Consider the following 13,600-nt stretch of genomic DNA (forward strand, 5'->3'; position numbering starts at 1 on the left):
ACCGGCGCGGAGCGGGGCGGGCGTACGAGCGGACACCAGGAGGGCGGCGAGGTTCCGGCCCTCCGACGGGACACAGACACGGCGCCCACCACGGGCATCACTCCTGTGCCGGACGCTCCTTCCCCCAGTCACCGTCACCCGGGCGCGGCGCGTTTCGACATCGACGCCGCCCGGGCGCGGCTCGCGGATCCGGGTGTGTCACCGGAACGCCGGGAGGAGTCTGTGCTCTGGGCCGAACGCGCGGTGCTGGACCGTATTCAGCAAGTCGCACCGGATGAGAACCCCTTGGGTGTCGTGCCGCGGCCCGAGAGGGTCGTGGAACTCGTCGCCGCAGAGCACCTGCGCGCAGGGCACCTGCCGGCGACGGCCCTGCTGGGCTCCCTCGTCAGGGGCCCCGAGGTCGCCGCACAGCCCGCAGCACAGCCGCAGCCCCGGCCGGAGCCTCAGCCGGAGCCCGAGGCCGGCGTGCGGCCGCAATCGGACTCCGAGCAACTGCCGGCTCTGCCGGTGCCGGACGGGAGGGGTGCCGACGCCGCGGCGTCAGAGGCCGTTCCGCCCGCGGGGAGCATCGTCCCCACGGCGCCCACGTCCTCGGCAGAGTCGACCGCGATCGGCTCCGCCTCGGGTCCGGTGGCCGCGTCCGGTGCGGAGACCGTCCTGCCCGGGTCCTCGGACGAGTCTCCGGAATCCTCCTCGTCCGCGGTGCCGGACTCTGCTGGGGAAGGGGAAGACCGGCTGGGGTCGGAGTCTGAAGGGCCGGACGTCCTCTTCGCGCCGCCGGCTCGTGGGGCGGGGCTGGATCCGATTCGTGACTGGCCGGAGATCTCGGCGAGTGGCGGGTCGCGCCGTTCTTCCGCGCTGCGTGCCATTGATCGGGCGGTGTCGCGGTTGCCGCGCGATGCGGGGCCTGAGGATTTGCGGAATGTGCTGGTCAGCGTGACGGAATGGAAGAGTGACAAGGGGCCGGAGAGCAGGCGATGGGATGCTGTTTCGCGTCTGGAGGCGGCGGTCCGCGAGAGGATGGATCAGCTTGCTCCTCCTGCGCGTGTTTCCGTCCGCGACAGGGTGGAGCAGCGTGCTTCCGGGCGTACGCCTGTGCGTGGGGGCTATTCCGCCCAGCCTGGGCCTTCTTCGCGGCGAGGCGAGCCGCCTGTTGTGGCGCCGCTGGTCTCTGCCGCTCCGGGAGCGGCGGAGGGGTTCGGTCCGGCCAGTGGGTTGGAGGCCGAGTTGCACCGGTACCGGGTGGAGCTGCCCCGTGGCGCGGAGGTCGAGGAGTTCGGCGACATCGTGGAGCTGCCCGGGCTTCTGACGATCACGTTGGACAAGGCTGGGGGAGTGCCGGTCCCTGAGATCGTCACGAAGCCGGCTCGTGGTCTGGTGCGAGGGCCGGCGGACGGCCGGGCCGAACGGTCCGAGGTGCAGGCGGCCGTCAACGACGTGATGTCCCGGCTCCGGCACGCGAGGCCGGGAGCGAGAATCGGGCAGATCTTCCCCGAATCGGCAGGATATGTAGTGGATCCCCTCGCGGAGGATCTGCCGGTAAGGATCAACGAGGCCGGATACGCGACGCTGGTGCATCACACGGCGACCGCTCCGACCTCACGACTCGTGGCGTTCATCGAACACGTCAGGGGCCGTATGCGGCGCGAGTCCCCACCCGTGCAGATCGCTCATGCGGATGCGGGCGCCGGCCTTGCATTCGGTGCCTGGGCCCGTCAGGACTTCGCACGCTGGCTCAGCCAATACCCGCGCTGGGCCGATGCCGCGAACCCGTGGGACGGCGACGAACTGGAAGGCGCGCTCGCGCTCGGATACACTCAGGTCGCCGCCACTGTGCGAGGAGCAACGCTCGACTGGACACAGCGGCCGAAGGACCTCACTGCGGTGGCCTCCCGCGATTCTCTCGCGGCCCTGCGGAGCAGCCTTGGTGAGGGGCCCCGCGCGTACCTTGAGCATCGGGCGCCGAGCATCGCCGCCCATTTCGCGAGCCGCTTCGACAATGAGATCGTCGTAAGGGACGGGAGTGTCCTCGACCTGCCGCTGACGATGTCAGGCGACTCGTCGCGCGCGAGGGGCGGCTCGTCGCGCGCGACGGTCCGCCAGTACCTCGACAACCTGCTCCTGGCCACGCCGGAACGGATCGTGACCCAGTATCAGGCACTGGGGGTGCGTACCCACTTCCGCACACTGGAGACCAATCCCGACCACCGGGGTGTGCCGCGCATCGAGCCACCCGTCGTCAGGATGGAGACCCGGCCTTACGCGTCGACGAGCGAGACTCCGCAGACCATCGCGCGTGACAGCGACACCCTGGCGGTCCTCTCCCTCAACCTCTACAACGAGGCGAGGCTGGACCGCGGACTGCCGTCGGTCGGCCGGCCCCTCGCCCCCGCCCAGCCCGACTTCCTGTTCGCGCCGCCCGCCACGACTGCGCCGTCAGTACGAACGGCCGGCAGCACGGTGCCGGCGGAACCCGCCCCCGCCCCTGCCCCGTCACCCACTCCTCTCCCGCCGTCTCTCGTGGAGACGGCGGCCGGGCTCGTCGCGATGGACGCGGACGCGCGCGCACGGGAGCTGGCGTCGCTGCCGCGGCGGGACCGGGAGCTTCTGGCTGCTGATCCGGCGTTCGTGGAGCAGTTGCGTGCCGGCTTGTCCGTGGAGGAGTTCACGGCGGTGGCGGCGCGGTTGCTGGTCGTTGTTCCTGAGGGTGTGGAACAGCCCGAGGCTGCCCGGGCGGAGGCGGAGGCCCTGGTCGCGGGCATGCTCGCCGATCCGCAGGTCGCGGTGGCGTTGCTGACCGGGGGCCGTCGTCTCGTCGTGGTGCCCCGGAACCGGTCGCTGACGTCGCTTGAGGAGTTCGCCGGGCTCAGGGGCCGCCACCATCCCGGAGGGGGCCGGTCGTTCGACGTCGACCGGGGACTCTTCCACCGCCGCCGTGGTCTGGTCGGCGTCGGTGAGGAGAACCTGCTGGGTGAGAGCACCGACGTGCTCGGCGACGACTTCTACGACGACGGGTACTCCGTTGCCCGTCATGAGTGGGCGCACGCGATCGAGTCGGTGCTGAGCGCCGAGGACCGGCAGTTGATCCGCGACGTGTACGAGGCGAAGGCTGCCGCGGACCCGCCCGCTCAATGGCCGGACGGGCCTGTCCCCAACCACTCGTCCAGCAACGCACACGAGTATTTCGCGCAGCTCAGCAATGCCTATCTCGGTGCGAACACCGGCAAGGACTCCAACTCGCGGCGCCGCCCGCGCAACAACGGGTCGGACTGGGTGGAGCAGCACGACCCGGCGCTGCTGCCGCTGCTGCGCAGGCTCTACGGCCCTGGCCGGCCCTCGAACCTCGGCAGCAGGGACAACCCCTACATCCTCACGGGCTTCCGCCAACTGTGGGACCGAGCCGAGGGCGAACTGACGGGACACGCCCTGGCAGAGCCTGAAGCGGAGCTGCCTAGGCCACCGGCCCGCCAGCCGGAGACGCCGGAGCCGGCCGACGCGATCACCCGCCCACTGCCTGTGGACGTGGAGGCCCTGCTGGCTCCCCCCACCACAGCACCCCGACCCCGACCGCTGCCGGTGTCCGCGATGATGACGGAAAGGGAGTTCAAGCAGAGTACGGCGGCACCCGGGCTGCGCAGCAACTCCAGGATCGCTGACATCGACGAGGAACTCAGGGCCTTCCATGCCCTGCCCGGCAGCAGGCAGGGCGCCCGTCTGCTCGCCCTCAAAGCCATCGCCGAGAGCTCCCGCGCCTACGTGGCCCACAAGCAGGGTGAAGGGTCCCGCGTCGAGGGCACACAGCGGCTCGCCCAGCAGGCCGAGGCGGCGATGCGGCAGCTCAACCCCGAGAACGTCTTCCGGGACCTGCTGACCGAGATCGACGACGCCCTGAGGGAAGGGAAGAACCCCGACCTCGACCGTCGGATTCCGGCTGGTGAGGCTCAGAAGGCAGCCCAGGCCGTTCCTTCGGACCGATTCCACGCGATGATGAGCGACTATGTCCACAAGCTGGGCAGGCTCCGCGACGACCGCACGCTGCCCGCGGAGACTCGCGCCGTCATTGAGGAACTGATGGCCGTAGAACCACTGGTGACCGTGATGCAGTACCCCCGGGGCGGCATGGCGGGCATCAAGCTCAACAGCACGGGAGACAGCGCGGAGTACACCTTCAACGTCGACACTCAAGTCAGAGGCGGTACCTCCTTCCTGCTGGGTCACATCGCCCACGAATTCACTCATGTCGTGGCCCATCAGGCGTTCGGCAGCAGCCCGGTGATGGAGCTGGTGCGATCTGGGGCGACCGACGCGGAGGTCGGTGCGCTGGCGGCGGAACGCAGGCGGACTCTCAACGATCTCAAGACGGCCTTGGCCGGGGACCGGGAGTTCAGCGAATTTCAGCAGACAATGCTGCAGGAGAAGTTGGTTTACGGCGCACGTCCGTACACGCTGGAGCGGTACGCGTACAGCTTCGAGCGGTCGGGGAAGATCACCACCGCACAGAAGGAACGCCTGGTCGGCTGGGGGGAGGCGGCCGGAGACGCATCCGGCGCCTTGGTCGAGTACGACACCGTGCTCAACCAGATGCTGATCTATTTGCACATGTGGCAGACCAGTCAGAACAATCCCTTCTACGTGCGGTTGCGGGCAGCCGCTCAAGCTGCCTACGAGCGCCGCAGCGACGCCCGTGGGCGTGGTGAGTCCTCGTCTGGTGAGCCGATTCTGTTTGCTCCTCCGTCGAGTGGTTCCGGGTCGCGGTCCGGGCGGCGATCGCCGGGGCCTACGCTGATCACGTTCGACGATGAGGGTGAGGCCGGTGAGGTGGCCTGGTCCCAGGTCGAGGGGGCGTCATGGTATCGGCGGCTGCCGTCGGTTCAGCGTCGGCGGTTGCGTGCGACGGAGGACTACACGCCGCTCAATGACGCGCTGGACAGGATGCGTAACACGGTCGTGGCTGCCGTGGACGGCGGGGCGAGCCGGGAAGACGTCAATCTTCTTGCTGGTCTGTATGAAAGGCGGGGAAACCTCAGTGCTTTCGATCCGGTGATGCAAGCCCCGTTGCGGCAGAGCGTGCGGAGGGTGACGGGGTCGCACGAGTTGTCGTTGGTGCGAGGCTCGGTCACCGGCTTCGGTCGGCATGTGGCATACACGGATGTGATCGTTCCGCATCCTGGTCCGTGGGCGCAGGATTCCACGGCTCAGGGTCTGGCGGCCGCGCTTGAGCATGTGCTGGGTGAGCAGAGCACGGCGACGGTCATCACGGACAACGAGATGAGGGGCAACAGCCAGTCGGGAGAGCTGCGGCGCAATATCGATGCGATCAATGCGCGGAACGCGGGCAGGCGCGGATATGTGCCGCTCGTTGTGGAGGTGTCCGCGTTGGACGCCTGGTACGAGGAGCACCAGGGTGGGTGGGTGACCACGGTGTGGGATGTGCCGATGCGGCTGCGCCATTACTCCCCCTTCGCCCAGGTGACCGTCACCCGCGGCAGTGCGGCGTCGGCCGGTCTTTCCACCGGGCCGGGCGATTCCTCGGAGTCGGCGGACGTTCTTATGGCACCGGCGCCTCGGTGGGCAGGGCAGACCGAGGAGACGACGCGCCCCACAGCCGTCCAGGCGCAGGCTCCCATCACCGGGCAGCCGCCCCTTTCCCAGGAGGAGGAGGAGGAGCTCGCCGAGCGCGGGCTGACGCCGGTGTACGTCCTGCCCGGCGGGGACGTGCTGGCGCACGCGCTGACCGCCGTCGCCCCGGCCGAGAGCGGCCGACTGGCGGGGCACAGCTGGCCCGCCGGCCCGGAGGAGCTGCGGACCGCGCTCGCCGACGCGCTCGCCGCCGACCTGGGACTGCCGCCGGACGAACAACGGCTGTGGTCCGCGGTGGCAGGACAGGCAGGGCCGTCCGGAGCCCCGCTCGTGACCGCTTTCGGCGGTTCCGCGGACGAGGCCGCCCGTGCCCTGCGGACCGGATCAGGCCCTGACGCCACGGACTGGCTCACTCTGGCCGTGGCCGCGCCCGTACTGGGACTGCGTCTGACCGTGCTGACGCCGGACGGCACCCCCTGGACGACCGGCCCGGAGACCGGCCGGCCGGTCGCCCTTCTCCAGCAGGAGAACCCCGCCCCCTACACCGCGCGATGGGCGGCCACCGAACCCACCGCGCAGGCCCGGCAGGCTCGACGGCCCGACGTGTCGCAGCTCGCGGGTACCTCGGGTTACACCTGGGGCACCACGTCCGCCGACAGCAGTACGCCTCCTGACACCACCACGCGTCCCGCTGCCACGGCGTCGTCCTCGACGGCGCCGGCAGACCCCGGCGCACGCACCGGAGGCAGTCCGGCGAGGCCGGCTGCCGCCGCTACCGGCGACTCGGCGCGCCCCGCCGTGTTCTTCGGCTCCGAACCACGGCCGAGCACGCCGGATTCCCAGCGGGCCGGTACCTCCTCCGGTACCCCGGTCACCCGGACACCTCCGGCCCAGGTCGCGGAGACCAGCGAAGTCTCCGCCCCGGTCGCGGAGAGCGCCCTGACGCCCCCTCCCGCGGAGGAGACCACCACACCCCCGCGAACGGCCCGGGACACGAGGGACGAGCAGGACACGGACGCGGTGACGATCCTCGACATGCGAGCCGACGGCGGGACGGACGTGGTCCCCGCCGTTCCCCGGGAGGAGGAGCCGCCGCGCACCCTGTCCGCGTACGCGCGGCCGCTGCCGGAGCCGGACGCCCCGTCCCCGGATCCCGACGCCGTGCCGCCGCGGACCGACGGGGTTCCGGCGATTGTGGTGACCTCTCCCGAAGGGGAGGTGTCCCCGCTGGACGCCCATCGCGATCCCGATCCGGCACCCACCGGGGCCGCGCCTTCGACACCGGTTACCGGGACGCGTGATCCCTCTCCGTGGTACCTCGCCCATGGCGCGATGGGCCAGGCCATCGTCGCCCAGTCCACCGAGACCATCGGCTTCCGGCGGGAGCAGGCGGATTTCTGGGCGGAGCAGATCAGTTCACGCCTGGACCTGACCGGCCCCGGTCCGCACATCGCGCTGCGTTCGGGCATCAAGGCCGCGATCAGCGATCTGCTGTTCGCCGCCAGGCCGAAGGAGTGGGACGACATCCTCGCGGCCGGGCGCACGCTGGTCGTGGACGGCCGGCTGGTGTGGCTGCGCCCGGTGATGCGGGACCTGACGCCCGTGCCCCGGACCAAGGGGGAGGTCAACGAGTACCCGGTCGGCTTCGGTTCCACCGCCACCGGCGGCCGGAGCGGACACGAGGTCACTCAAGGAATAGAGTCGACACTGCTCACTCTCATCAACCTGGGGACAAGCGTTGCCGCGTCCGCAGCCGCGGTACCCGCCCCCCAGCTCTACGTGGGCTCTTCCAAGTCCAAGGACAGTGGCTGGCTGCGTACCGTCCTGGCCGGCCGCAAGCCCTTCATCAACGACCTCACCCGCTTCGGCGCCGGTCTCCAGATGAAGGTGTTCGTCGACGGTGCGGACGCCACCCCGACCGTCTTCCATCAGGTCACCGTGCCGGACCGGATCCATATCGATATTCCCACCGTCTACACCGGCGAGGAGGGGCACCGACCCGACTACCGTGCCCCCGAGGCCGAAAGCCCTCGGTACCAACGGGCTTCCCGCCCCTCCCAGGCCCGTGAGCTGCTGCAGGCGATCGACCTCACGCCCGTCATCGCCGGACTGCACCGGAACATGCGCGCCGCTGGGCTGCCCGCCTCGGCCGTCAAGAAGATCCTGGCGCAGGCCAAGATGGACCGGGCCCAGGGGTTCCTGACCGAGTCGACGGCCCGCGGTCGCTATCCGTGGTGGGCCGGTGGGGACTCCTCCAACGGCATCGAGGTCTCCGGGTCCTTGTTCGGGAAGTTCCGGGGGCATCTCCGGATCCGCAGGGAGATCGACAGCCTCCAGTATCTCGGGGACAGCAAGGTCGGTACCCGCGACGACATCGGTGTGGGGGAGGGCAACACCCGTGACAGTCAGGGGGGTTCGGACGCCGGATTCGGCTTCGGGTACAACACCGCAGGAGTCGGCGCGGGCGGGGATTTCTCGGTCGACACGGACGCGGGAACTTCCCCCCACTCCGAGGACAAGCTGTCCGTCCAACTGTCGGGCCTGGCCCCGGCGATCGCCTTCAAGGCCGGGGTGAACCGCGACGTCGGCCATTCGCTGGACTCCTCGCACACGAGCCATACGGTGCTCAACGACTTCGCGAGGCAGTCCCGCTACCGGGCCGGGCTGCGCCTGGAAGTGACCTTGGAATCCAGCACACACAGGATCGCCCCGGTGGGGGTGACCACCGAGGGCGAACTCAGTGTCCCGCAGCGCGAAGCGGCGCACTTCGTACGGCGTACCGTCGGCTCGGGGTGGACCGCCGATCTGCGGCCGGCGGCCGGCGGTGCGGATGCTCCACGGCACCGCGTGTTCGCCCTCCCCCCGTCGAGGAGGGTGTCGAGGCTGCCGGAGACCAGGCCGCGGTTCCGGTTCCGGATAGCGGTGGAGCGTGTCCAGGGGCGGCTCACCCCTCACCCGCGGGAGCCGCTCGCGCTCGCCTCCCGCCGTGGCCTCGGTTTCGGCGTGCCGATCGCTCTGCCGGGCGTCGAGACCCTCCAGCAGGACCTGCGGGATGCCATCGAGCGGCTGCACGTCCTGGACGTCGGTGCCGAAGAGGCGAAGAAGAGCGCCTGGGCCCAGGCCGACCGGGACCTGGCGGCCTTCTACGGCCGCCCGGCCCTCGAAGGGGACCTGGCGCAGGCGCTCCTTGGAATCCACCGCACCATCCAGGTCGGCGAACGCCGCTACAAGGTCTCCGCGAAGGCGAGGTGGGGCAACCGGATCGAGGAGCCCAGCCCGCTGGCCGACCCGGTCACCGAGGAGAGCCGCCCGGAGGGTGACTTCTCCATGAAGGTCAACACCCGGGCCGCGACCGGGGCCGCCACGGCCGGTGAGCGCGGCAAGGGCTGGAGGGCGGGTGTCACCTTCGGCGGCGGAGCCCGTCTGGCCATCCCCGAGTACGAACTCTCGCTCGGCAAGCTGCACTTCACCACCCCGCCCATACGCATGCAGTTCGGTTCTGTGCGAGGGATCGTCAGCAGTTCCAAGGAGAAGAGCCGCAAGTACGGCGGCGCCGTCGGCAGCTACCGCCGGACCGAGACCGGTAAGCGGATCGACGAGCACCGCTATCTGATGGCCGTGAACTGGACGGTCACATCCGAGAAGAAGAGCCGGTTCAAGCCGAGCTGGCTGACCAAGCGCCGGTTCCTGAGCGGGCGCAATCCCTTCGTCGCCCGGGTCGTCGTCCCACATGAGCACGTCCCCGCCACGCCGGTCACGCCGGAGCAGGCACAGGCGGCCGGTCACACGGTCGTGGGAACGGCGCCGACCGAGGTCGGTCGGCGGCTGGACTTCGCCGGCGGGGCCCAGGGGATCTACCCCGTCTTCCACCTCATGCCCGAGCTGGCCCAGCTCGGCGCCCGTATGTATGCCGAGCGGCTGTACGCCGGGGAACGGAACCGGGCCAAGCGGCAGAGCCTGATCGACGCCTGGCTCGACAACCCCGCGGACTGGCCCCAGGAGATCCGCGACCTGGCCCATCCCATGGTCCTCGCCTCTCACTTCGGCGAGGAGGTCGGTCAGGGCGGATACGAGAAGGAACTACCGAAGGACGGCAAGTACAAGCAGGCGCTGCGCCTGCGGCTCCTCGTGGACAACATCAACGACCTCGGGGCCGACCCGGAAACGGAGGTCGAGCAGTACCTCAAGGGCAACGCCGCTTACGAATCGGAGCAGGAGGGCGAGTGGAGCGCGGGCGTGACGGGCACCCTCGGCCCCCAGCTGCGGTTCGGCTCCGACGCGCAGGACGGTGATCACCCCGCCGGACCCGGGGGCCGGCTGACCGTCCTCGGCCAAGCCTCGGTCGCCTGGAACTGGGGCAAGGGGGCGTCCGAGAGCGACGGCCGGATCGATATCACCCGGGCCACCTACGGGGGTTCCGTGCACACGCTGCGTACCGACCCGGTCTTCGAACTGACCTACGTCCGCTGGCGCGGCGACGAGCTCACCGAGACCACCCGGTATCTGCGGGCAACCGAGGCCCTCGATCTGCTCGTCCCCGAGCGACGGATGTCCGACATCCTTCCTCCCATGACCGGCACGGCCGCCGGATCGGAGCCGCGGCAGACCCGGACCTATCTGGATACCGGTCTGCTCTCCGGGATCGCGCACCCCGAAGTCTTGCGGGTCGATGTCCTGAAGACGATCAACGACCGGCTGCGTGCCAGGGGGATTGTCCGTGCCGAGGGCGAGGGGGCCACGGCGCCTCGTCCCAACCTGCTCCAGCGGTCGCTGAAAGCGGCCTACTCCTCCGAGGCGTTGCAGAGTGAGTGGCACGCTCTGACCACTGAGGGTGTGCTGCGCTGGTTCCCCGTGCCGGGCTCGTGGGGCACCACCCGGTATCTGTGGGTGAACGTCACGGCGACCAGGCTCGACCGCCCCCATGGGCAGCGTCCCCGTGACGAGATCAAGCTCACGCTGCGCGGCGAGGCGGTCGAGGAGGAGTCCCAGAGCCGCGATTCCGGCTGGGAACACGACGTCGGTGTCGCTGTCCGGGCCCGTGCAGGAAATGAGAAGGGGCACGGCGGGTTCGAGGCCGAAGTCGAGTACTCCGCGTCCAAGGGCACGAAGGACGAGGACGCCGAGAAGAAGGTCGGCATCTACCGGGCCACCACCCAGGACCCCTCCGAGGAGTTCGAACACGGCATCGCCTTCCGCGTCGAGATGGGTACGACCACCGAACTGCCGGAGGTGCTCACCACCCCCGCACAGGGTGCGCTGTCGGCGGCCCGCCTGTTCTCCCAGGCGGAAGGGCCCAAGGGCAGCCCGTCGGTCTCCGCCTGGCACGACCCCGGGGACGGACCGGACCAGCTCGTCGACGGCGACGTACGGCTGCTCGTCCCCCGCCACCTCACCGTCGAGGCCGGCCGGCCGCAGCAGTGGCCCCTCGGGCTCACCGCGCCACGCGAGACCCAGGTCACCTGGCTGTGGCACAGCTCGCAGAACCCGCCGGCCCCTGCGCTGCCGGACGCGTTGGTCGACAACCTCCATCCGTGGACGGTGCCCGCTGCCGCATCGATCGGGCGCTGGGCCAAGATGACCGCGGTACGCCACCGCACCGTGCCCTCCCCACAGGTGGGCACGGTGCCGGAGATAGCCGGCCTGGACCTCACCACCACCGCGGGGGTGCATTACCGCCACCGCACCACGGGCACTGTGATGCGCCCCCGCATCAGGGAACTGCTGAGGCACGCGTACGGGGTCCCGCTCGGCGACCGGTCGGCCATCGTGGGCCTGGAGCTGGACGGCGCCGAGATCCTGGGCCCCCCGGAAGGCGTGCTGCTCAAGCAGCGCAGGTACCACCAGGCCGACGAGGAACCCACGCACGAGACCCATCGGGACAGCGGCTGGCGGATCGCGGCCGGTCCGGACGCCGGCGGCCCGGTCAATGATCAGAAAATGCTCGAACGTCTGCCGGTCGACGTGAAGAACTGGGAGGACAGCGAGAGCCGAAGCGCGGCACTGGGCGATACCGACGAGCGCAACGCGGAAGGCAAGCGGCCCTACCGTGCCTACCGCTTCGACGTCACCGCCGTGGTCAACGGGCCGCACGGCACCGTACGGATCCAGGTGCCGGGCGGTCTCTACGGCGCGCTGCCGGTGGACAAGAGCACCGGCAGGTTGGCCCACGGCCTGGAAGACGACGCCACCGTGGGCCTCCTCCTCCGCCCGGCACCGCCGGCCACCGAAACGGCCACGGAGACGGCCACGGAGAGGGCCACGGAGACGGTCGGTCAGGAGGGCATGAACTCCCTGCCGGACACCGTGCGAGCGCAGCCCGCCGCCGCGAGCGGGTCCCGGGAGCCGGGGGAGGCCATCCCCGCGCCCCCGACGACCACCAGCACACTCCTGGAAGCACTCGTGCCCGCCCGGCTCCCGGCGGAGGAGATGCCCTCCTCCGCCGAGCAGCCGCCTCTCTCGCAGGAAGCGCAGCTGGCCGAGCGGGGGCTGGAACCGGTGTACGTCCTCGCCATGGGGGACGAACTGGCACACGCGCTGACCGCCGTCGCGCCGGGCGAGAGCGGCCGACTGGCAGGGCACAGCCGGCCCGCCGGGCCGGAGGAGCTGCGGAACGGACTGGCCGACGCGCTCGCCGCCGATCTGCTCAGGCCACCGGAAGAGCGCCGGCTGTGGCCGGCCCTCGCCGACCTGACCGGGCCGGAGGGGACGGCGCCGCCGCTCGCCTCCGGCGGCTCGGAGGAAGACATCGCCGGAGCCGTTCACGCCTTGCGAACCGGATCCGGGTCCGGTGCCTCGGACTGGCTGACGCTCGCGATCGCGGCACACGTCCTGTGGCTGCGCCTGACCGTGCTGACGCCGGACGGCACCCCCTGGACGGCCGGACCCGACGACGGCCGCCCGGTCGTCCTCCTCCAACAGGAGGACCCCGCCCCCCACACCGCCCGGTGGGCGGCGACCGAACCCGCCGCGGCGGCTCGACAGGCCCGGCGGCCCAGCCTGACGCGGACCGAGGAGAGCTCGGACGGAGGGTGGGGCACCACGCCTTCCGCCCTTTCTCCGCCCCCGTCGGGTGAACGGTTCACGGAGCGGCCCGCCGTCGCCGGCAGCCCGGAGCGGCCCGAAGTGTTCTTCGGCTCCGACCCACGGCCGGCCCGCCCAGTTCCGCGGCCCGGCCCGTAGCCTGCGCGTACCTCCGCGGTCACTCCGGCCGCGGAGGCCCCGGCCGCCCCCGGTACGGAGACGAGTGCGCCTCTGACAGGAATCCGAGCGCCGAGGTCATCTCCTGGACGATACGTAAACAAGTCTGGACTCTGCATCATTGATCGTACCCAGTTGCTCCCGCATGATCGATGTCGCAGGTGAACCACGAGCACACGAGTACAGCCCGGACGCCGGGTGGGAAAGGCAGTCATGTCCGACTTCGACATTCGCGAGTTCTACGACCGCTACTGCGAGGCGCTCAACGCGCATGAGTTCGACCGTATGGACGAGTTCGTCAACGAGTCCATCCTCTCGCACGGCCAGCCGGCCACTCGCGCGGACGTAGTCGCGGCGCTCAAGAGCATCACCGACGCGGTTCCCGACATGCACTGGGAGATCAAGGAGGTGGCGATCCACGGTGAAACCCTGGCCTGCCACTCCGTCAACCACGGCACCCCCACCAAGGAATGGCTCGGGGTGGCCCCCACTGGCGCTCCGATCGAGATCGACGAGTTCGCCCTGTACCGGGTCCGTGACGGAAAGTTCGTGCAGATGTCCAACGTCCACGACGTCGAGGCCCTGAAGAAGCAACTCGCGGGCTGACCCGGTCGGGCCCAGTCACGCAGTGGACGATGCGTAAAGAATTCTGGACTTTGTGTCAGAGATGGTATCCCCGATCTTCCGCAGTATCGGTGTCGGACGGATCGGCTACGAGAAAGTTTTGGAGACACCCACATGGGACAGCTGGAAGGCAAGACGGCGGTGGTCACCGGGGGCAGCGCCGGTATCGGTCTGGCGACCGCCGTTCGGCTGGCGGACG

At 70.3% G+C, this 13,600-nt stretch carries 2 protein-coding genes and 1 pseudogene; all 3 read left to right on the forward strand.

Annotated elements, in window-relative coordinates; translation table 11 throughout:
* Positions 1–1,242: 1,242 nt before the first annotated feature.
* Positions 1,243–12,759: a hypothetical protein gene (locus CTZ28_RS40870; RefSeq protein WP_147481273.1), complete on the forward strand. Its 11,517-nt coding sequence runs from the start codon at positions 1,243–1,245 to the stop codon at positions 12,757–12,759.
* 231 nt (positions 12,760–12,990) lie between these two features.
* Positions 12,991–13,383, forward strand: a complete 393-nt coding sequence (locus tag CTZ28_RS40875) for an ester cyclase (protein ID WP_121894832.1) — start codon at positions 12,991–12,993, stop codon at positions 13,381–13,383.
* Positions 13,384–13,515: 132 nt separating this feature from the next.
* Positions 13,516–13,600, forward strand: a pseudogene (locus tag CTZ28_RS49060) (short-chain dehydrogenase); the annotation flags it as partial.

The organism is Streptomyces shenzhenensis (assembly GCF_003688995.1).
GTDB lineage: Bacteria > Actinomycetota > Actinomycetes > Streptomycetales > Streptomycetaceae > Streptomyces > Streptomyces shenzhenensis_A.

Bases quoted from the DNA above. Each gene is read 5' to 3' on its own strand.
- CTZ28_RS40875 (WP_121894832.1), top strand. From the start codon at position 12,991: ATGTCCGACTTCGACATTCGCGAGTTCTACGACCGCTACTGCGAGGCG.